General features: G+C 62.7%; 19 protein-coding genes. 13 read left to right on the top strand and 6 right to left on the bottom strand.

The features are described from left to right. Positions 1-28 precede the first annotated feature (28 nt). Positions 29-496 carry an Lrp/AsnC family transcriptional regulator gene (locus B7G52_RS09070; protein ID WP_096697283.1) on the top strand — a complete coding sequence of 156 codons (468 nt, stop codon included), beginning with the start codon at positions 29-31 and terminating at the stop codon, positions 494-496. Here the strand turns inward: B7G52_RS09070 and B7G52_RS09075 are convergent. Continuing rightward, the gene (locus tag B7G52_RS09075; protein WP_170954723.1) at positions 463-2,301 is read right to left on the bottom strand and encodes a 7TM diverse intracellular signaling domain-containing protein; all 1,839 of its coding nucleotides are present in this window, start codon (positions 2,299-2,301) and stop codon (positions 463-465) included. The two genes, B7G52_RS09070 and B7G52_RS09075, sit on opposite strands and share 34 nt — an antisense overlap. 138 nt (positions 2,302-2,439) lie before the next feature. Here B7G52_RS09075 and B7G52_RS09080 point away from each other — a divergent pair, with 138 nt between their 5' ends. Beyond that, positions 2,440-3,819, top strand: coding sequence for an esterase-like activity of phytase family protein (locus tag B7G52_RS09080; RefSeq protein WP_096697285.1), 1,380 nt, complete (start codon positions 2,440-2,442; stop codon positions 3,817-3,819). Positions 3,820-3,892: 73 nt separating this feature from the next. Here B7G52_RS09080 and B7G52_RS09085 read toward each other — a convergent pair whose 3' ends face one another. Further along, complete coding sequence (locus B7G52_RS09085) at positions 3,893-5,509, bottom strand: peptide chain release factor 3 (RefSeq protein ID WP_096697286.1); 1,617 nt, start codon at positions 5,507-5,509, stop codon at positions 3,893-3,895. Between the two features lie 117 nt (positions 5,510-5,626). Next, positions 5,627-5,863 (bottom strand): DUF1653 domain-containing protein, encoded by a 237-nt coding sequence (locus B7G52_RS09090; protein ID WP_371329005.1) that lies wholly within the window; start codon positions 5,861-5,863, stop codon positions 5,627-5,629. Positions 5,864-5,917: 54 nt separating this feature from the next. Between B7G52_RS09090 and B7G52_RS09095 the strand changes: the two genes are divergently transcribed. Further along, on the top strand, positions 5,918-7,171 hold the full coding sequence (locus B7G52_RS09095; protein ID WP_096697287.1) for an RsmB/NOP family class I SAM-dependent RNA methyltransferase: 1,254 nt from the start codon (positions 5,918-5,920) through the stop codon (positions 7,169-7,171). Between the two features lie 195 nt (positions 7,172-7,366). After that, positions 7,367-8,566, top strand: coding sequence for a fatty acid desaturase (locus tag B7G52_RS09100; RefSeq protein ID WP_096697288.1), 1,200 nt, complete (start codon positions 7,367-7,369; stop codon positions 8,564-8,566). Between the two features lie 313 nt (positions 8,567-8,879). Here the strand turns inward: B7G52_RS09100 and rpmG are convergent, their stop codons facing one another. From rpmG to trxB, 3 genes are all read right to left on the bottom strand, one after another. Further along, positions 8,880-9,047 (bottom strand): 50S ribosomal protein L33, encoded by a 168-nt coding sequence (rpmG, locus tag B7G52_RS09105; RefSeq protein WP_007863188.1) that lies wholly within the window; start codon positions 9,045-9,047, stop codon positions 8,880-8,882. A gap of 11 nt (positions 9,048-9,058) precedes the next feature. Continuing rightward, positions 9,059-9,292, bottom strand: coding sequence for a 50S ribosomal protein L28 (gene rpmB, locus B7G52_RS09110; RefSeq protein ID WP_096666509.1), 234 nt, complete (start codon positions 9,290-9,292; stop codon positions 9,059-9,061). Between the two features lie 375 nt (positions 9,293-9,667). After that, on the bottom strand, positions 9,668-10,609 hold the full coding sequence (gene trxB, locus B7G52_RS09115; RefSeq protein ID WP_371329006.1) for a thioredoxin-disulfide reductase: 942 nt from the start codon (positions 10,607-10,609) through the stop codon (positions 9,668-9,670). Between the two features lie 205 nt (positions 10,610-10,814). Here trxB and B7G52_RS09120 point away from each other — a divergent pair, with 205 nt between their 5' ends. The 9 genes from B7G52_RS09120 (at position 10,815) to B7G52_RS09160 (ending at position 21,241) form a co-directional block, all read left to right on the top strand. Then, positions 10,815-11,492 (top strand): Crp/Fnr family transcriptional regulator, encoded by a 678-nt coding sequence (locus B7G52_RS09120; RefSeq protein ID WP_096697290.1) that lies wholly within the window; start codon positions 10,815-10,817, stop codon positions 11,490-11,492. 70 nt (positions 11,493-11,562) lie between these two features. Beyond that, positions 11,563-13,908 (top strand): DNA translocase FtsK, encoded by a 2,346-nt coding sequence (locus tag B7G52_RS09125; RefSeq protein WP_096697291.1) that lies wholly within the window; start codon positions 11,563-11,565, stop codon positions 13,906-13,908. A 173-nt stretch (positions 13,909-14,081) separates the two neighbouring features. After that, entirely contained in the window at positions 14,082-14,726 is a 645-nt protein-coding gene (gene lolA / locus B7G52_RS09130) for an outer membrane lipoprotein chaperone LolA (protein ID WP_371329007.1), read from the top strand. 18 nt (positions 14,727-14,744) lie between these two features. Then, positions 14,745-16,085 (top strand): replication-associated recombination protein A, encoded by a 1,341-nt coding sequence (locus B7G52_RS09135; protein WP_096697293.1) that lies wholly within the window; start codon positions 14,745-14,747, stop codon positions 16,083-16,085. Between the two features lie 265 nt (positions 16,086-16,350). Further along, complete coding sequence (locus tag B7G52_RS09140; protein WP_096666527.1) at positions 16,351-17,280, top strand: branched-chain amino acid ABC transporter permease; 930 nt, start codon at positions 16,351-16,353, stop codon at positions 17,278-17,280. Between the two features lie 10 nt (positions 17,281-17,290). Continuing rightward, entirely contained in the window at positions 17,291-18,379 is a 1,089-nt protein-coding gene (locus B7G52_RS09145; RefSeq protein ID WP_096697294.1) for an ABC transporter ATP-binding protein, read from the top strand. Positions 18,380-18,389: 10 nt separating this feature from the next. Continuing rightward, positions 18,390-19,157 (top strand): ABC transporter ATP-binding protein, encoded by a 768-nt coding sequence (locus B7G52_RS09150; RefSeq protein WP_096666533.1) that lies wholly within the window; start codon positions 18,390-18,392, stop codon positions 19,155-19,157. A 14-nt stretch (positions 19,158-19,171) separates the two neighbouring features. Further along, complete coding sequence (locus B7G52_RS09155; protein ID WP_096697305.1) at positions 19,172-19,900, top strand: ABC transporter ATP-binding protein; 729 nt, start codon at positions 19,172-19,174, stop codon at positions 19,898-19,900. 348 nt (positions 19,901-20,248) lie between these two features. Further along, a complete protein-coding gene (locus B7G52_RS09160; protein ID WP_096697295.1) occupies positions 20,249-21,241 on the top strand; it encodes a tripartite tricarboxylate transporter substrate binding protein in 993 nt (330 codons plus the stop codon). The last annotated feature ends 316 nt before the right edge of the window (positions 21,242-21,557 follow it).

Here is a 21,557-nt window from a genome sequence, read left to right on the forward strand (position 1 = left end):
ATGCTTCAAATTGTTGATTTGAAAAGCCATGAAGCTGGATGCACTGGATTTACGGATACTCGACGAGTTGCAGCGCGATGGCGCGCTGTCCAATGTGGAGCTGGCCAGGCGCGTGCATTTGAGCCCATCGCCCTGCCTGGCCCGGGTCAAGGCGCTGGAGGCGGCCAGGGTGATCGACCGTTACGTGGCGATCGCCAGTGCCGCGGCGCTGGGGCTGGGCTTGAGTGTGTTCATTTCCATCAGCCTGCGCTCGCAAAACAAGGACTCGCTCGCCGAGTTCGAGCGGCGCATTGCCGAGCATGACGAGGTGATGGAGTGTTACCTCATGACGGGCGACAGCGACTACCTGATCCGGGTGGCCGTGGCCGACATCGCGGCGCTCGAAAAATTCATCCTTGAGCAGCTCACGCCGATTCCGGGCATTGAAAAAATACGCTCGAGCTTTGCGCTCAAGCAGGTGCGCTACAAAACCGCCTTGCCGCTGCCCGCGCCGTGAAGACGGGAACGCTGCTGGTCGTTCAGTGCCGGATGGGATGATTCGATCGCATTGATTTTGGCCATCAGGTCTTCGCGGCTGGTGCTGTCCTCCGGCGGAATGCTCGCAGGCCCACCCGCGGAATCGACAAACTGAACGTAGCGCTTCGGCCCTGACGCCATCCGGCGCAGGCAGGTTTTCAGGCTTCCCAGGACTTGCTGGTTGGTGTGTTTGCGAGGCGTGTCATGCCAGATGGCGATGTGCAGGTTGAACGCCTTGGGATCGTCCAGTTTTTGCGACAGGCGTATGCAGTCCGCCAGGATCTTGGTGGCGACCTCGGAGACGGCCTCGCGGTTGACCGGGCCTTCGACGAGCATCAGAAAGAGGTTCTCGTCGCAACGAACCACCGTGTCCATGTCACGCGCGGCCCGGCGCAGGATTTCGCCAATGCGCGACAGCGCGGTGCTGCGCTTGTGGTCGCTCAGCTCGTCGGGGCTGGGGGCCTGATCCAGCCAGCTCAGCATCAGCAGGCCGCATTCCGAGCGCTTGCGACCTGCGCGCAGCAGCATTTGCTCAAGCCTGGGTTCGATGACCCGGGGCAGCATCAGTCCGCTGGCCGGGTCATAGGTTGCGAGGGCAGCGCCGCGTTGGTTGGAAAACAGCGCTGCCCGGCTGCGCCAGGCCAGCACCAGGAAGATCCAGAGCAGTCCGACCATGGCCGACAGCACGCCGGCCGCCTGGGCCGCCTCGATGTTCCGCACCCAGCCCGCGTTGTAGGAAAGCCGCGCCAGTGCTGCCAGCGCGATCGGTGCCGTGCCCAGCAGGAGCAGGAGGTTCCACGCCTGTCCGCGCAGGGACATCCATACCAGGCTGCCCAGGACCGCCAGCGTGGCCAGCGCCAGCCACAAGTTGCGAAGGTCGCGCGCGATGAAGTCCCGATCGATGGCCACCAGGCTGGCCATGAGCAGGCTGCCCGCTGCGACGGTGGCCAGCAGCCGGTAGATGCGCGGATGGCTGCTCCGGGCGTAGCTGGCCTGGGCGCAGAACCAGGCCCCGGCGGCCATGCTCAGCGCGGACGAGACCCAGCCCATCACCTGGTTGAGGTGCGCGCTGCCTGGCCAGATGCGCCAGCCACCGTAGCCGATCAGCACCAGCTGCGTGAACATCAGCGTCACCACCACCGCACCAAACCACAAAAACACCCGGTTGCGGGCCATGGAGAACGCGGCCAGGCTCAGCATGGCCAGCACGCTGAACATGCCCCACATCAGTCCAATCACCACGCCCACGCGGGAGGCGCCGTCGACGTACTCGATGGGAGACAGCAGCATGGGCCGGCCCGTCAGGGCCCGGTTGTTCTCGAAGCGCAGGTAGTAGGTCTGGACGCGGTCAGTGCGGGTCTGCAATTCAAAGCTCGGCACGCGGGTGCGTAGTGACCAGTCGGCCGGTGCGATGGCCTCGCCGGCCGCCTGCACGAGCCAGTCGCCCCGGGGCCCGCGCGAAAAAAGGCTGGCCCTGACGAGCGCCTGGCCCGGCAGGCGGATGAACCAGGTTTGCAGGGTTTCGGTGGCCGGCAGCGAGAAGGTGGCCCAGACGTCCTGCCCGTCAGAGGTGGGCAGGACCGTGCTGTCGGTGTAGGGCTGCAAGCCCCAGGGTCCGGCGGCGGTGAAGGCCTCCGGCGAGGCGACCGTGCCTTTGGGCACCGCCACCCACTGCAGCGGTTCGGCCAGCGTGATGGTGACGCTGTCGCCGTAAAGGCGGCCAAAGTCCTGCGTGTGGCCTGCCCGCAGCACCAGGCCCAGCAGCACCAGAAAAAAAATGCGCAAGCTGGCCGTTCCGTACATGCGCATAGCTTATTGCATAACCTATTGCTTAAGCGCCTGTTGTCCGGCCGCGGACCGCCCAGTCATCACGATGTCACAAGAGTTGACCACCATGCGTCTTTCTTCAACAACGGATGATTCATGCCTTATTTCCGCCTCACCCCAATCCGTCGCCTGCTTGTCCGGTCGGTTTTGCCCGCGCTGACCGCCGCGCTGCTGGTTGCACCGCTGCATGCGCAGACCGCCTTCCCGGCCACCCTGGCCGGCCATGTGGTCATGCCCGCGCAGTCTTTCATCGCCGCACCGAAAGATGCGCCGCAGGACCTGAAGAACGCCGGGAAATTCACCACCGGCAAACGGGTCGAAACCCTGGGCGCGGTGGAGGGCCTGTCGGCAGGCCGACCCACCGGTGTGTCGCTGCCGTTTCGGGGGCAGCCGCTGCAAGGCCACTCCGGCATCAAGAAAATGCCCGACGGCAGCTTCTGGATACTGACCGACAACGGTTCGGGCGCCAAGGCCAACTCACCCGATTCCATGCTCTACCTGAACCGCTACGCCGTGGACTTCAAGGGCGGCAGCATGAAGCGGCTGGAAACGATTTTCCTGCACGATCCGGACAAGAAGGTGCCGTTTCGCATCGTTCACGAGGGCACGAAGCAGCGCTACCTGACGGGCAGCGATTTCGACACCGAGAGCTTCCAGATCGCCGGCGGCGCCTTGTGGATCGGTGACGAGTTCGGCCCCTTCCTGATCAAGGCCGACATGAAGGGCAAGGTGCTGGCCGTGTTTGAAACCCAGGTGGACGGCAAGCTGGTGCGTTCGCCCGATCACCCGGCCGTGACCACGCCGGGCGTGCCCGGCGGCGCGGTGGATTTCCAGGTGCGCCGCTCCAAGGGCTACGAAGGCATGGCCGCCTCGAAAGACGGCAGCAAGCTGTATGCCTTGCTGGAAGGCGCCTTGTGGGATGCGTCCACCAAAGGCAATGAAAAGCTCGACGGCAAGGACTACCTGCGCGTGCTTGAGTTCGACGTGAAAAGCGAATCGTGGACCGGCCGCCACTGGAAGTACGTGCTGGAAGGCGCCAGCCACGCGATCGGCGACTTCAACATGATCGACGGCACGACCGGCCTGATCATCGAGCGCGACAACGGCGAAGGCACGGCCGACAAGGCCTGCCCGGAAGGCCAGAAAAGCAGCAACTGCTTCCACGACCTGGCCAAATTCAAGCGCGTCTACAAGATCGAGCTCAGCGAGGCCAACGTCGGTGCCGCCGTACGCAAGATCGGCTACATCGACCTGATGGCGATTGCCGACCCCAACAAGCTGGCGCGCAAGCCGCTGAACAATGGCGTGTTGACCTTCCCCTTCTTCACGATCGAAAACGTGGACGTGGTCGATGCCACGCACATCATCGTGGGCAACGACAACAACCTGCCGTTTTCCAGCAGCCGCGAGCCCAACAAGGCCGACGACAACGAGCTGATCCTGCTGGAAGTCGGCGATTTCCTCAAGGCGCAGTGACGGGACAGGGCGTAGCTGCTATTTAATCAATAGCTGCTTGCGCCCGTCCCTGCTGGGCTGGAGGCCGAAAAGACTAGATTTTCGACTGGAAGACCAGGCCCGCGTGTTCGCGCAGCGCGTGGAACCTGATCTTGGGCCACTGCTGCTCCACCGCACGCAGGGTGGCGCTGTGGTCCACCAGCAGCGTGGGCGCATCCACGGCGTCGAGCGCCACGCGGTGTGCATTGGCGTCGATGAATTTTTTCAACTCGTTCGGGTCATCGCAGGTGACCCAGCGCGCGAGGTTGAAGTTGCTGGGCATGATGCGCGCCTTGACGCCGTATTCGTGCTCTAGCCGGTGCGCCACCACTTCAAACTGCAGCTGGCCCACGGCGCCCAGCAGCAGCAATGAGCCGGCAATCGGCCGGAACACCTGGATCGCGCCTTCTTCACCGAGCTGGGTCAGGCCGGCACGCAGCTGCTTGCTGCGCAGCGGGTCGGCGACCTCGACCGCGCGGAACATTTCCGGCGCGAAAAAGGGCAGGCCGGTGAACTGCAGCGCCTCGCCTTCGGTCAGCGTGTCGCCGAGCTGCAGGATGCCGTGGTTCGGAATGCCGATGATGTCGCCGGCAAAAGCGGTGTCCAGCAGCTCGCGGCGCTGGCTCATGAAACTCACCACGGTGTTGGGCCGGATTTCCTTGCCGCTGCGCACCACCTTCAGGCGCATGCCCCGTGTGAATTCGCCGCTGGCCACACGCAAAAAGGCGATGCGGTCGCGGTGCGCCGGGTCCATGTTGGCCTGGATCTTGAAGACCACGCCCGAGAATTTCTTTTCTTCCGGGTGCACCACGCGCTGCAGGGCAGTGCGATCAGCCGGCGCCGGCGCCAGGTCCACCAGCGCGTCCAGCACCTCCTGCACGCCAAAGTTGTTGATGGCCGAACCGAAAAACATGGGCGTCTGCTTGCCGGAGAGAAACGCGGCGCGGTCAAATTCCGGCGAGGCGCCTTCAAGCAGTTCCAGTTCGCCCTGCGCCTGGGTGAACTCGGCGCCAAAACGCCGGGCCGCTTCCGCGTTGTCCAGGCCCGCCAGGATTTCATCGTCGCCGCCGGCCTTGTCCTCGCCGGGGCTGAACACACGCATGCGTTTTTCGCGCCGGTCGTAGACGCCGTGAAACAGCTTGCCCATGCCGACCGGCCAGGTGAAGGGCACAACGGTCATGCCGAGCTCCTGCTCGATCTCGTCCATCACGCTCATCGGGTCCTGCACCTCGCGGTCCATCTTGTTGACAAAGGTCAGGATGGGCGTGTTGCGCGCGCGGCAGACCTGCAGCAGGCGCCGCGTCTGCGGCTCGACGCCGTTGGCCGCGTCAATCACCATCAGCGCGGCATCGACGGCGGTCAGCACGCGGTAGGTGTCTTCCGAAAAGTCCTGATGGCCGGGCGTGTCGAGCAGGTTGATCACGCAGTCCCGGTACTCCATCTGCATGACCGAGCTGGCCACCGAGATCCCGCGCTGCTTTTCGATCTCCATCCAGTCGGAGGTGGCGTGGCGCGCGGCCTTGCGCGCCTTGACGCTGCCGGCGATCTGGATCGCACCCGAGAACAGCAGCAGCTTTTCGGTCAGCGTGGTCTTGCCGGCGTCAGGGTGGGAGATGATGGCAAACGTGCGGCGGCGCTTGACCTGTTTTTCGATTTCGGAGGTTTCGGACATAACCCACGATTATCGTTGACCAGCTAAGGCCCCCACGCTTTTCACTGCGTGTAATACGCTGCCCCCGCGGGGGCTGGCCTTGCTTGGGGCGGCCCTGCGCTGCGGCCGCTTGTGTTTTTAGCCGGCTTGACGTGTAAAGCGGGGTTGCCTCACGCCGTTGATGTCGACCTCTTCATTGAACATCGCGGCCGGTCGCACCCACAGGCCGTGTTCGCCATACAGCGCGCGGTAAAGCGTCAGGGGTTCGAGGGTTTCGCTGTGGCGTGCGGTGCCCAGCACTTCATACAACAGGCCCTTGTAATGGCGGTACAGGCCGGGCGGGGTGGTGATCAGCGGGGAGAGGTCGTCAGACATGGTCATCCAGATGCAAGAAGGCACGCCGCGGGCCCGCGGTGGGACAATAGGGGCATGCATCCTAACGCCTTACTCGACAGTTGTGCCACGCTTCTCAAGCAGGTCCTCCGATTTGAACACCCCGCCGACATGGTCGTGTCGCGCCATTTTCGTGAGCAGCGCCTCGGCCCGCGCGAGCGCGCGACCGTGGCCGAGACGATTTACGGCGTCTTGCGCAAAAAGAATCTCTATACCTACCTGGCCCAGCACGGCAGCGGCCCGACCGAGCGACGCCTGGCCATTCTGGGTTTTGCGGCGGACCGCGATTTCCTGCTGGGCGCCCTGACGGACCAGGAAAAGGACTGGCTGTCGCGCTGCGACCAGGTCAAACCGGACGACCTGATGGAGCCGCACCGCCACAACCTGCCGGCATGGCTGGTGGAGCCGCTCAAGGCCCAGCTTGGGGCCGATTTCTGGCCGCTGGTGGAAAGCCTCAATGCGCCGGCAGGGCTGGACCTGCGGGTCAACACCCTGAAAGACAAGCGGGCAGACATCCAGAAGGAGTTGGCCAAGGCCGGCATCAAGGCCGTCGCAACGCCTTATTCCCCTTGGGGCCTGCGGCTGGCCGGCAAACCGGCGCTGAACAAGCTCGACGCCTTCACTCGCGGCGCGATCGAGGTGCAGGACGAGGGCTCGCAGTTGCTGGCCTTGCTGGTCGATGCCAAACGCGGGGAAATGGTGGTGGACTTTTGCGCGGGTGCAGGGGGCAAGACGCTCGCCTTGGGCGCCAGCATGCGCAACACCGGCCGGCTCTACGCCTTTGACACCTCGGGCCACCGGCTCGATGCGCTCAAGCCGCGGCTGGCCCGCAGCGGCCTGTCCAATGTCCACCCGGTCGCCATCGCGCACGAGCGCGACGAGCGCATCAAGCGCCTGGCCGGCAAAATTGACCGGGTGCTGGTCGATGCGCCGTGTTCGGGCCTGGGAACCCTGCGCCGCAACCCCGACCTCAAATGGCGGCACAACCCCCAGGCCATCGAGGAGCTGACCGCCAAGCAGACCGCCATCTTGCAGAGCGCCGCACGGCTGCTCAAGCCGGGCGGACGGCTGGTTTACGCCACCTGCAGCATCCTGCGCGAGGAAAACGAGGCGATCGCCGAGGCCTTCAGCGCCGCGAATAAAGAATTCACCGTCCTTGAAACCGGGCCGTTGCTGACCCATCTAGGGGTGGAAGCGGCTGAAACGCTGTGCCGCGGTCCCTACCTGCGGCTTTGGCCCTACCTGCATCAGACGGACGGCTTTTTTGCTGCAGTGTGGCAAAAGGCTTGATTTTTTTGGCGGGAAAAGGCGGTGAATAAGCCGACGTTTCCTGTTTATCGTTAATTTTGTCCGTTTTCCATCGCTTTTGGTGCGGGTGCGCCGGCTTGCTGTTTGGCACGGTCCCAATTACAATGGAAAGTTGTCCGGCGCAGCCTCCGGAGATAACTTTGGTATGCGTGGCTGGTGACTGTTTAAAGGATTCTCATGGTCTTGTTTGATGCCGCCCTTGACTGGCTGGCCAATGGTTTGCTCGCCGCCAGCTGGTGGCAAATTGTGCTGTACACACTGGTGACGACCCACATCACCATTGCCAGCGTGACGATTTATCTGCACCGCCACCAGGCGCACCGTGCAATGGACCTGCACGCCATCCCCTCGCATTTTTTCCGTTTCTGGCTCTGGCTGGGTACCGGCCAGGTCACCAAGGAATGGGTGTCCATCCACCGCAAGCACCACGCCAAATGCGAAACGGCGGAAGACCCGCACAGCCCGCAGGCCTACGGCATCAAGAAGGTGTTCTGGGAAGGTGCCGAGCTGTACCGCGCTGAAAGCAAGAACAAGGAAACCATGGTCAAGTACGGCCATGGCACGCCAAACGACTGGATCGAGCGCAATCTCTACACCCGTTACAGCTGGCAGGGCGTTGGCCTGATGCTGGTCATCAACCTGGCCTTGTTCGGCGCAGCCGGTCTGGCGGTCTGGGCTGTTCAGATGATCTGGATCCCCGTGACGGCCGCCGGCATCATCAATGGCATTGGCCACTACTGGGGTTACCGCAATTTCGAGGCACCGGATGCCAGCACCAATGTGTCGCCCTGGGGCATCATCATCGGCGGCGAAGAGCTGCACAACAACCACCACACCTACCCCACCTCGGCCAAGTTCTCGGTCAAGCCCTACGAGTTCGACATTGGCTGGGTGTACATCCGCGCCATGGAAAAAGTCGGTCTGGCTACGGTCAAGAAGGTGCCACCCCGGCTTCAGCTCGGGGATATCCAGCCTGTGGCTGACGAGAAAACCCTCGAAGCCCTGATTGCCCACCGTTACGAGGTGATGGCTGGCTTTGCGCGTGAACTGCGCCGCGCCGGCAAGGCTGAAATCGAGGCGCTCAAGGCCCGCAAGGCCGACATCTCGGTACTGCAGGCGGCCAACCGCTGGTTGCATCGCGACGATGACAAGGTTCCTGCCGCTGCCAAGCCCCAGGTGGCGCAGGCCCGTGCCGAGCACCCGGTGCTCGACAAGATGGTCACCATGCGCGAAGAGTTGCGTCAGATGTGGCTGTCGAGGTCGGCGTCGCGCGAGCAGCTGGCCGCCGATTTGCAGGCCTGGTGCCGTCGTGCTGAAGAAAGCGGCATTGCCGCCTTGCAGGAGTTCTCGATGAAGTTGCGCGCCGCCCGCGCCTGATTCTCCGCCGTCGGGGGCTTGCCTCCTCGCGCTGCCAACCGCCTCGGTGCCTCGCGCCCAGGCGGTTTTTCTTTGGGCCCCAGGTGTCGCCAATCAATAAGGGCGGGGGGCGATAGTGAGCACTCCGGCGGGTGCCTGCCTCTGTCTGCTGGACAGCCTTGTGACACCGCGAGGAGGCCTTGCGGATCCTGCCTTTAATGATCCATGGCTGCGCCGGAGCAAACCGGAACGGCCATGAAAAAACCCGCCGGAACGCAGCGTTCCGGCGGGTTTTTTCATGGTGCAGCACTGGGTGCTGCAGGTTCAGGCTGAATTACTTCAGCTTGATTTCCTTGTATTCCACATGTTTGCGTGCCTTGGGATCAAACTTCATGATCAGCATCTTGTCAGGTGTGGTCTTCTTGTTTTTGGTGGTCGTGTAGAAGTGACCCGTGCCGGCAGTCGATTCCAGCTTGATTTTTTCGCGTGCGCCTTTTGCCATGATGATTCTCCTTAGATTTCACCGCGGGCACGAAGGTCCACCAGGACCGCGTCGATGCCGAGCTTGTCAACAAGGCGCAAACCGGCGCTGGACGTACGCAGGCGTACCCAGCGGTTTTCCGTCTCGACCCAGAAACGGCGGTATTGCAGATTAGGCAAAAACCGACGCTTGGTTTTGTTGTTCGCGTGAGAAACGTTGTTTCCCACCATCGGGCCTTTGCCCGTAACCTGACAGACGCGTGCCATGAGCACTCTCCGTATAAAAAAAGAAAAAAAAAGGGATGCTGGCACCCGTCGGATACTCAGCCAAGCCTGCGATTATAGCCTGAAAACCAGCCGCCCTCAAGTCTCAAGTTTCCTGCGGTGAAGGTGTAGAGCCTGATTGCCCGCCGCACCCGAGAAAAAATCAAGCAGGGGCCGCGGATCCGGCTTGGCCGGTCCGCAGGCGCAGCGGCCCCCTCGGGGGGCATCCTTCGACATGCTCAGGACGATCGGTTAAGAAGTGAACGTCCGCGAAGGCTCTCCAACCCAGCCAGGGCCGCGGATCCGGCTTCGCCGGTCCGCAGGCGCAGCGCCCCCTCGGGGGGCAGCGCAGTACGCGAAGCGACAAGCGTGGGGGCTCTAGCTCTGTTCCAGAAAACGCTGGGCGTCGAGGGCCGCCATGCAGCCGGTGCCCGCACTCGTGATGGCCTGGCGATAGACATGGTCCTGCACGTCGCCGGCGGCAAAGACGCCGGGCACGCTGGTCATGGTGGCAAAACCCTGCAAGCCGGACCGGGTGACGATGTAGCCGTCCTTCATGTCCAGCTGGCCGGCAAAAATGTCGGTGTTCGGCTGGTGGCCGATGGCGATGAAGCAGCCCTGAACGGGGAGATCTTCGGTGGCACCGGTTTCCGTGTTCTTGAGGCGCACGCCATTGACGCCGGCCGCATCCCCCAGCACCTCATCGAGTGTCTGGTGCAGCTTCAGCACAATCTTGCCGGCGGCCACTTTTTCGTGGAGCTTGTCGATCAGGATGGCTTCGGCCTTGAACTTGTCGCGCCGGTGGACCAGATAGACCTTGCTGGCAATGTTGGACAGGTACAGGGCCTCTTCCACCGCGGTGTTGCCGCCGCCGACCACACAGACTTCCTGGTCGCGGTAGAAAAAACCGTCGCAGGTCGCGCAACCCGACACGCCCCGGCCCATGAAGGCGGTTTCGGAGTCCAGGCCCAGGTACTTGGCGGAAGCACCGGTGGCAATGATCAGCGCGTCGCAGGTGTAGGTGCCGCTGTCGCCGGTCAGCGTGAAGGGGCGCTGGCTGAAATCGACCTTGTTGATATGGTCGAAGATGATTTCTGTCTTGAAACGCTCGGCGTGTTCCAGAAAGCGCTGCATCAGTGCCGGGCCCTGCACGCCCAGTGGATCGGCCGGCCAGTTGTCCACGTCCGTGGTGGTCATCAGCTGTCCCCCCTGCGCGATGCCGGTGATCAGCACCGGGTTGAGGTTGGCGCGCGCGGCATAAACAGCTGCCGTGTAGCCTGCGGGGCCAGACCCCAGAATGAGAACTTTAGAATGTCGCATGGTGAAAATCTGTAGGGGAAAGCATTTGGACTCAGTTAGAGTCGGGGCTGACCACAGGGTTTAAAACCCCTGGTGGGCGGAAATAGTTGGCACAACACACGCTATTGTAAGAACCCGTTCCAGAAGTTTGCATCAGCCGGGGCCGCTTCCCGGGGCGTCGGCGGACTTTTGGATTCTTGAGTGGCGTGGTCTGGAGAAGTTTGTCATGTCTACGATGGTGTCTAACCTTGAACTGATTCGTCGGGTGCCCCTGTTCTCGATGCTGACGACCAGCCAGGCCGAATCGGTGGCCCAGGCGGTGATCAAGCGCCGCTACAAACGCGGTGAAGCCATTGTCGAGCAGGGCAAGAAGTCCAACGCCCTGGCCATCCTCCTGACCGGGCGGGCGCGCGTCGTGACCACCGATGCGCGCGGGCGGGAGGTGATCCTGGCCACCCTGCACCCGGGCGACTATGTCGGCGAGATGAGTCTGATCGACAACGAACCGCATTCGGCCACCGTGCGCACCGAAGTCCAGACCGACGTGCTGGTGGTGGGCCGGCCGGAGTTTGCCCGCTGCCTGCCCGAAAACAGTTCCATGGCCTATGCGGTCATGAAAGGCCTGGTGCAGCGCCTGCGCCATGCCGACCGCAAGATCGAATCGCTGGCCCTGATGGATGTCTACGGCCGCGTGGCCAGGGCCTTGCTGGAGTCCGCGGTGCCGGACCGCGAGGGCAACACCGTGATCCGCGAAAAGGTCTCGCGCCAGGACCTGGCCAAAATGGTCGGGGCCTCGCGCGAGATGGTCAGCCGCGTGATGAAAGACCTGGAAGAGCGCGGCTTTATCGAGACCCGCGCCGATGGCTCAATGTGGGTCAAGGACAGGCTCAATACCCTGGGCTGACAGCAGTTTTTCTGTCACCTTTTTGCGTCATGCAGGCTTGGTTAACTGAGGTAAGCTCAGTGCTTGCCCTATGACTTATTCGCTTGACACCCTGAACTCCAGAACCTCTTCCGCCACCGGTCCCGCAGGCGGCGTGAAACGCTTTGCGCATGAAGTCAGCCTGATCCTGGGCCTGCTCGCGCTGGTTTTCTGGCTCGGTGCCCTGCTCAGCTATTCGCCGCAGGACGCGGCCTGGTCCACCACGGGCAGCAGCGAAGCGGCCAGCGCGCTCAAGGCCGGCGACGCCGTCACCCGCAACTGGGGCGGACGCCTGGGCGCGCACCTGGCCGATGCCAGCTATTTCCTGTTTGGTTTTTCCGTCTGGTGGGCGCTGGCGGCAGGTGTTCGTGCCTGGCTGGGTTCGCTGGCGCGTGGCCTGCGCAGCCAGCCCGCTTCCAGCACGGCGTTTGACCGGGTCAGGTTCTGGTCCTGCCTGGCCTTGCTGCTGCTGGCCAGCACGGCGCTCGAATGGTCGCGGCTGTATCGCTTTGAATTCAGGCTGCCCGGTCATGCGGGCGGGGTGCTGGGTTACCTGGCGGGCCCTGCCGGCGTGAAGTGGTTGGGGTTTACCGGCTCCGGCCTGGTCTGGATTGCTGTCGGTGTGATTGCGGTGTCAGTGGTGTTTTCTTTTTCCTGGGCCCGCACGGCCCAGCGCTTAGGCGCCTGGATTGACGAGCTGATCGAGTCGCGCCGCGAAAAACGCGAGATGGCCGAGGATCTGGCCGTGGGCCGCGTCGCAGCCCGCGAGCGCGAGGAAATCCTGCACGAAGAACGCATCGAGATCGAGGAGCATCATCCGGTCCCGGTGCTGATCGAGCCGACACTGGCCGAGATTCCCAAAAGCGAGCGGGTGGCCAAGGAGCGGCAAAAACCGCTGTTCAGTGAAATGCCCGACTCCAAGCTGCCGCAGGTAGACCTGCTGGACGGCGCGCTGACACGTCAGGAAACCGTGGCGCCCGAAACGCTGGAGATGACCTCGCGGCTGATCGAGAAAAAACTCAAGGACTTCGGCGTCGAGGTGCGTGTTGTGGCGGCCGCGCCCGGCCCGGTCATCACGCGGTACGAGATCGAACCCGCCACCGGCGTCAAGGGCGCGCAGATCGTCAATCTGGCCAAGGACCTGGCGCGCGCGCTCAGCCTGGTGTCCATCCGCGTGATCGAGACCATTCCCGGCAAAAACTACATGGCGCTGGAGTTGCCCAATGCCAAACGCCAGTCCATCAAGCTCAGCGAAATTCTGGGTTCACAGGTCTACAACGAAGCCAAATCCATGCTGACGATCGGCCTGGGCAAGGACATCAGCGGCGCGCCGGTGGTGGCCGACCTCGCCAAGATGCCGCACTGCCTGGTGGCCGGCACCACCGGCTCCGGCAAGTCGGTGGGTATCAACGCGATGATCCTGAGCCTGCTCTACAAGGCTGATGCGCGCGATGTGCGCCTGCTGCTGATCGACCCGAAGATGCTGGAGATGAGTGTCTACGAAGGCATTCCGCATCTGCTGGCCCCCGTGGTCACCGACATGCGCCAGGCCGCGCACGGCCTGAACTGGTGCGTGGCCGAGATGGAAAAGCGCTACAAGCTGATGAGCAAGATGGGCGTGCGCAACCTGGCCGGCTACAACGTCAAGATCGACGACGCCAAGGCGCGTGGCGAGTTCATCTACAACCCCTTCAGCCTGACGCCGGAGCAGCCCGAGCCACTGGAGCGCCTGCCCTACATCGTGGTCGTGATCGACGAGCTGGCCGACCTGATGATGGTGGTCGGCAAGAAGATCGAGGAGCTGATCGCCCGGCTCGCGCAAAAGGCGCGCGCCGCCGGCATCCACCTGGTGCTGGCCACCCAGCGCCCCAGCGTGGACGTGATCACCGGCCTGATCAAGGCCAACATCCCGACGCGACTGTCCTTCCAGGTCAGCAGCAAGATCGACAGCCGCACCATTCTTGACCAGATGGGCGCCGAAGCGCTGTTGGGCATGGGCGACATGCTGTACATGCCGAGCGGCACTGGTTTTCCGGTCCGCGTACACGGCGCCTTTGTCAGCGACGACGAGGTGCACCGCGTCGTCGCCTACCTGAAGCAACAGGGCCAACCCAACTACATTGACGGCGTGCTCGAGGGCGGCACGGTGGACGGCGAGGGTGACCTGCTGGGGGATGGCAACGGCGGCAGCGAGGGCGACAAGGACCCGATGTACGACCAGGCGGTCGAGATCGTGCTGAAAAACCGCAAGGCGTCGATTTCGCTGGTGCAGCGCCACCTCAAGATCGGTTACAACCGGGCCGCCCGCATGCTCGAAGAGATGGAGAAAGCGGGCATGATCAGCGCCATGTCGGGCAGCGGACAGCGCGAAATTCTGGTGCCCGCACGCGCCGAATGACGACAGCAGGGGATTTACCGGGGCGATACATTGTTCAGGCAACCAATGCCCGCCGCTTGAGTCCCACAAGCACTGTTCACCCAACGGGGCTTACCCCTCTATTTGCCATGACCCATTCCCTCCGATTTTCCGCCACCGCCCGCCGTCCCCTGGCCGGCGCATTCCGGGCCACACTGGCCGGCCTCTTTGCCGTTTTTGCCGTCGCTGCCAGCGCGCAGGTGAGCACCGCCAATGGCCTGGAAAGCCTGGAGGCATTTGTCAAGAACACAAAAAGCGGACGGGCCGTTTTCACCCAGGTGGTGACCAGCCCGGCACGCGAAGGGCAGACCGCCAAGACAAAAACCTCCAGTGGCAGCTTCGAATTTTTGCGCCCCAACCGCTTCAAGTTTGTCTACAAAAAACCGTTTGAGCAAAGCATCGTGTCCGACGGTCAGACCCTGTGGCTGCACGACGTGGACCTGAACCAGGTCACCGCCCGCAAGCTCACGCAGGTGCTCAGCGGCACGCCCGCGGCCGTGATCGCGGCGGCGGCAGACATCAAGGCCTTGCAGGCCGATTTCACCCTGGTGCCGCAGCCCGACAGAAACGGCCTGGAGTGGGTGCAGGCCACACCCAAGACCAAGGACGGCCAGGTGCAAAACATCACCGTCGGTTTCAGGAACACCGGCAAGGGCAGCGAGCTGGCCGTGCTGGAAATCCTCGACAGCTTCGGCCAGCGTTCGGTGATGACCTTCAGCCAGTTCGAGGTCAACCCGGCTCTGGGCGCCAGCGGTTTCCAGTTCAAACCGCCCGCCGGCGCGGACGTGATTCGCCAATAGAAAAACAGAAGAAGATACATGGCCTCTCTTGACGGGACCCCTTTCGGGCAGGATGCCGAGGCCCGGGCGGCGGCCCCGCTGGCCGAACGGCTGCGCCCAAAAAACCTCGGTGAGGTGATTGGCCAGCAGCACCTGCTCGGCGAGGACATGCCGCTGCGCATTGCCTTTGAATCGGGTCAGCCCCACAGCTGCATCCTGTGGGGCCCGCCCGGCGTCGGCAAGACCACGATCGCGCGCTTGATGGCCAGCAGTTTCGATGCCCACTTCATCACCATTTCGGCCGTGTTGGGCGGTGTCAAGGAAATCCGTGAAGCGGTCGAGCAGGCCAGCATCTGGCAGGGGCAGGGTGGCAAACGCACCATCGTGTTTGTCGACGAGGTGCACCGCTTCAACAAGAGCCAGCAGGATGCGTTCCTGCCGCATGTGGAAAGCGGCCTGTTCACCTTCATCGGTGCGACCACCGAGAACCCCTCGTTTGAAGTCAACTCCGCCTTGCTGTCACGCGCGGCGGTGTATGTGCTGCAGCCCCTGGGCGAGGAAGATCTCAAGCAAATCATCGCCAGGGTCCTTGCCGAGAGAGCGCTGCCAGCTATCAAAAACATAGCGACCGAGGCTGCCGACCAGCTCGTGGCCTATGCCGACGGCGATGCCCGTCGCCTGCTCAACACGCTGGAGTCGCTCAACGTGGCGGCCCAGCGCGAGAAAAAGGGCGGCAGCCTGGAGGTCACGGCGCCCTGGCTGCTCAAGGTGCTGGGCGAACGCATGCGCCGCTACGACAAGGGCGGCGAGCAGTTCTATGACACGATCTCGGCGCTGCACAAGTCGGTGCGCGGCTCCGACCCGGACGCTGCGCTGTACTGGCTGGTGCGCATGCTCGACGGCGGTGCCGAGCCCAAATACATGGCGCGGCGCCTGATCCGCATGGCCAGCGAAGACATCGGCCTGGCCGACCCGCGTGCGCTGCGGCTGGCGCTGGACGCCGCCGAGGTCTACGAGCGCCTGGGTTCGCCCGAGGGCGAGCTGGCGCTGGCCGAATGTGTGGTCTATCTGGCCATCGCCCCCAAGTCCAATGCGGTGTACAAGGCCTTCAACGAGGCCAAGTCACTGGTGAAAAAGGACGGCACCCGGCCGGTGCCGCTGCACTTGCGCAATGCGCCGACCCAGCTGATGAAAGACCTCGACTACGGCAAAAACTACCGTTATGCCCATGACGAGGAGGGCGGTTTTGCCGCTGGCGAAAGCTACTTCCCCGACGGCATGCCGGTGCCGGTGTTTTACCGTCCGGTGAGCCGGGGCCTGGAGATCAGGATTGCCGATAAGTTGAATGAGCTGAAGGCGATGAACAAGCAGAAAAACTAATGAAAAACAAAACCTGCTGATAAAGCCTGATCCGGTTCGATAAATACGGTTTCTCAAGGGTAAACCCCGCGAAAACCGGCTTGCTGGCCCGTTTCTCGCTAGAGACGCATGGCTACAATTTGCGGATTAGCTCGCCACCCAATCCAGTTCTCATCTGGTGTTGATAGGCGGGCTTTTTGTTAACTCACGCGGCCTCATGGTGATCCCAGGAGGTTCGTGGCCGCCAGGCGGAGTTGACAATTTCAACCAATCGGGAGAGTGAGTTATGGAAGTTTTGCTTCAGCAGATCATCAACGGGCTGGTGCTGGGCAGCATGTATGCCCTGGTCGCCCTGGGCTACACCATGGTGTACGGCATCATCAACCTGATCAACTTCGCGCACGGCGAGGTGCTGATGGTGGGTGCGCTGACAAGCTGGACCATCATCGTCTGGATGCAGGAAGCCATGCCGGGCACGCCGGGCTGGATCATCCTGGTGATCTCGCTGCTGATCGCCTTCGTGGTGTGCGGCGCGCTCAATTTTGCGATTGAAAAAATCGCCTACCGGCCGCTGCGCAACTCGCCCAAGCTGGCGCCCCTGATCACCGCCATCGGCATGTCCATCCTGCTGCAGACCCTGGCCATGATCATCTGGAAGCCCAACTACAAGCCTTACCCGACCCTGCTGCCGTCCGAGCCGCTGCAAATCGGCGGCGCCGTGATCACCGTCACGCAAATCTTCATCCTGGCTGCCACCGCCGTCTCGCTGTCCATCCTGATGTACCTGGTCAACTACACGCGGCTGGGCCGGGCGATGCGCGCGACCGCCGAGAACCCGCGCGTGGCCGCCCTGATGGGGGTCAAACCCGACACCGTCATCTCTGCCACCTTCATCATCGGCGCCGTGCTCGCGGCGCTGGCCGGCGTGATGTACGCCTCCAACTATGGCACGGTGCAGCACACCATGGGTTTTTTGCCCGGCCTCAAGGCCTTCACCGCCGCGGTGTTCGGCGGCATCGGCAACCTCGGCGGTGCGGTGCTGGGCGGCATTCTGCTGGGGCTGATCGAAGCCATCGGTGCCGGCTACATTGGCCCGCTGACCGGCGGTGTGCTGGGCAGCCAGTATTCGGACATCTTCGCCTTTATCGTGCTTATTTTTGTGCTCACGCTGCGGCCTTCAGGGCTGCTCGGGGAACGTGTGGCGGACAGGGCTTAGGAGAACTTCGATGAAAACCAAAAAAATCGTCACTTTTCTCATCGTCGCGGCGGCACTGCTGGTGCTGCCCCTGCTGCTGCAACAGGGCGGCAACGCCTGGGTGCGCATTGTCGACATGGCCCTGCTGTATGTCCTGCTGGCCCTGGGCCTGAACATCGTGGTGGGTTACGCCGGCCTGCTGGACCTGGGTTACGTCGCCTTTTTTGCGGTGGGCGCCTATTTGTATGCGTTGCTCGCTTCGCCACACCTGTCTGATGCCTTCCCGTTCATTGCTGCCAATTTCCCGAATGGCCTGCACCTGCCTATCTGGGCCATCATCCCGCTGGCGGCCGGGATCGCCGGGTTTTTCGGCATCCTCCTGGGTGCGCCCACGCTGAAGCTGCGCGGCGACTACCTGGCCATCGTCACGCTGGGTTTTGGCGAAATCATCCGCGTCTTCCTGAACAACCTGGACCGCCCGATCAACCTGACCAACGGGCCCAAAGGCATCAGCCAGATCGACTCGATGAAGTTTTTCGGCTTTGACCTGGGCAAGACCCACAGCTTTTTCGGCATCGAGGTCACCTCGGTCTCGATGTACTACTACCTCTTTCTGGTGCTGGTGATTGTTTCGGTGGTCATTTGCCACCGGCTTGAAAACTCGCGCATCGGCCGCGCCTGGATGGCGATTCGCGAAGACGAGATCGCGGCCAAGGCCATGGGCATCAACACCCGCAACCTGAAGCTGCTGGCCTTTGGCATGGGGGCCACGTTTGGTGGCGTGTCCGGCTCCATGTTTGCCGCCTTCCAGGGTTTTGTCTCGCCCGAGTCCTTCAGCCTGATGGAGTCGGTCATGATTGTGGCCATGGTGGTGCTGGGCGGCATCGGCCACCTGCCGGGTGTCATTCTCGGTGCACTGCTGCTGGCCGCACTGCCGGAAGTGCTGCGCCACGTGGCCGGGCCACTGCAGGCCATGACCGGCGGCCGCCTCGACTCCGCCATCCTGCGCCAGCTGCTGATTGCGCTGGCCATGATCACCATCATGCTGTCCAGGCCGCGCGGCCTGTGGCCGGCGCCCGACCATGGCAAATCGCTGGTCAACACCGGCAACGGCAAATAAGGGCAAGGCCATGAGCGAAACCATTCTCAAAGTCTCCGGCGTCTCCAAACGTTTTGGCGGCCTGCAGGCCCTCAGCGATGTCGGTATCCATATCGAGCGCGGCCAGGTCTACGGCCTGATCGGCCCCAACGGCGCCGGCAAAACCACCTTCTTCAATGTGCTGACCGGGCTGTACACGCCCGACAGCGGCACTTTCGAGCTGGCCGGCAAGCCCTACAAACCTTCGGCCGTACACGAAGTGGCCAAAGCCGGCATTGCGCGCACCTTCCAGAACATCCGCCTGTTTGCCGACATGACGGCGCTCGAAAACGTCATGGTGGGGCGCCACATCCGCACCAAATCGGGCCTGATCGGCGCGGTGTTTCGCACGCCGGGTTTCAAGGCCGAGGAAGCGGCCATCTCCAAACGCGCGCAGGAGCTGCTCGACTACGTGGGCATCGGCAAATACGCCGACTACAAGGCACGCACGCTGAGCTACGGCGACCAGCGCCGCCTCGAGATCGCGCGGGCACTCGCAACCGACCCGCAGCTGATTGCTCTCGACGAACCTGCCGCCGGCATGAACGCCACCGAGAAGGTACAGCTGCGCGAGCTGATCGACCAGATCCGCAAGGACAACCGGACCATCCTGCTGATCGAGCACGACGTCAAGCTCGTCATGGGCCTGTGCGATCGCGTCACCGTGCTCGATTACGGCAAGCAGATTGCCGAAGGCCCGCCTTCCGAGGTGCAGAAAAATGAAAAAGTGATCACCGCCTATCTGGGCACAGGTCATTGAAGGAAATCAAGAACATGGCCACCACAAGTCATACCACCCTGCTCAAAGTCACCGGCCTCAAAGTGGCTTACGGCGGCATCCAGGCGGTCAAGGGCGTCGATTTCGAAGTCAAGGAGGGTGAACTGGTCACGCTGATCGGCTCCAATGGCGCCGGCAAGACCACCACCATGAAAGCCATCACCGGCACGCAGCCGCTGCTCGACGGCGACATCGAATACCTGGGCAAAAGCATCAAGGGCCAAGGCGCCTGGGACCTGGTCAAGGAAGGTCTGGCCATGGTGCCGGAAGGCCGCGGCGTGTTCACCCGCATGACCATCACGGAAAACCTGCAGATGGGCGCCTACATCCGCAACGACAAGTCCGAAATCGCTGCTGACATGGAAAAGATGTTTACGCTGTTTCCGCGCCTGCGCGAACGCAAGGACCAGCTCGCCGGCACCATGTCCGGCGGCGAACAGCAGATGCTGGCCATGGGGCGCGCGCTCATGAGCCGTCCCCGCGTCTTGCTGCTGGATGAGCCTTCCATGGGCCTGAGTCCGATCATGGTCGACAAGATTTTTGAAGTCGTCAGGGACGTGTCGGCGCAGGGCGTCACCGTGCTGCTGGTCGAACAGAACGCCAGCCGGGCCCTGGGCATTGCCGACCGCGGTTATGTCATGGAGTCGGGCCTGGTCACGATGAATGGCGAGGCGAAGGCCTTGCTGGATGATCCGCGGGTGAGGGCGGCTTATCTGGGGGAGTGATTCTTCAGGGATTTTGTGCGTCTGGCCCTTGTGTGGTGGGTGCAAGCAGCTATTTAATTCATAGCGCCATCTGATTCCAACCTTTCGGGCTGAGCCTGTCGAAGCCTGTTTGAATTGTGACGATCCTTCCGCAGGCTCCGGACGAACGGGCTGGCGGCACTTCAATGACCAGCATGCGCCCTGGCGCATGAACTATTGATCCGGCCCGATGATGTATTAATTTCCGTTCGGGTTGAGCTTGTCGAAACCCTTCGACAAGCTCAGGGCGAACGGTTCATATTTCATAGGGCCGGATCAATAGGGAATGCCACGGTCACCCCGGTTCCCGGTTTTGTCACAATCAGGGCCATGAAAACATCTTGCCTCCCTTTTTTCGCAGCCCGCGCGCTGGCCGCGGCCTCCATCGCCGTGCTGGCCCTGTCGTCCACCCTTGCCGTCGCGCAGCCCAAGGTCATGCGCATCATCGTGCCGTATGCCCCCGGCGGCCCGATCGACGTGACCGCGCGCCTCATGGCCGAGCGCGTCAAGGACACCCTGGGCACCGTGATCATTGAAAACCGCCCCGGTGGCGGCGGCAACATCGGCGCCGATGTGGTGGCCAAAGCCGCGCCTGACGGCCTGACCATCGGCATTGCCGCCGTGGCCACCCACGCCATCAATCCGTGGCTTTACGGCAAGATGCCGTACAACGCGGCCACCGACTTTGCGCCCATCACGCAGATGCTGCGCGTGCCGAACGTGCTGGTCATGAACGCCGACACCGCCAAACGCCTGAACATCAACACACTGGCGGACCTGATCGCCTATGCCAAGGTCAATCCGGGCAAACTCAACTACGCCAGCGGCGGCAACGGCAGCGCGGGCCACCTGGCCGGCGAGATGTTCAAGAAGGAAGCCGGCATTTTTGCGCTGCACATTCCCTATAACGGCGGCAACCCGGCCCAGCTCGCACTGCTCAGTGGCCAGGTCGATTTCAACTTCGACAACCTTGCAACCGCCTCCGCCAACATCAAGGCCGGCAAACTCAAGGCGCTGGCCGTGACCACCGAAAAGCGCAGCGCAGCGTTGCCCGAGGTGCCGGCCGTGGCAGAAACACTCAAGGGTTTTGCCATCGACACCTGGTGGGGTCTGGTGGCCCCGGCGGCGACACCGAAAGACGTGATCGCCAAACTGAACCAGGCCTTTGTCGCCGCCCTCAATTCGCCGGAAGCCAAAACCCGCTTTGCCGCGCTGCTGGCCGAGCCGGTGGCGAGTTCACCGGAACAGTTTGGCGCTTTCATGAAAAGCGAGCTGGCCAAGTATGAGAAGGTGGTGAAGGCTTCCGGGGCTCGCGTGGATTGATTTTCCGGAGTCTTTTGGGCTTGTAGCCTTGATGTGGCGGGCGCAGGCAGCTATTTAATTAATAGCAACTTTTCGCTGTCTCGATTCTTTCGGTTTGAAGCCTCTTTGCGTCCACCGTTCGTGGTTGGCCAGCAAGCCGGGGGTTGCCCGGCGGCAACTCACTTTTCTTTTGCGTCGCCTGTATGGACTGGACACATACGAAACAGGTGTTCGGAGACATAGGAAACACTTCTTCAGCGCCATTGGCGCAAGGAGAAGCACATGCCCTGGCAACCGAGAGACCTGATGGACACCAAACGCGAGTTCGTGGAATTGG

The organism is Polaromonas sp. AER18D-145, from assembly GCF_002379095.1.
Taxonomy (GTDB): Bacteria; Pseudomonadota; Gammaproteobacteria; order Burkholderiales; family Burkholderiaceae_C; genus Polaromonas.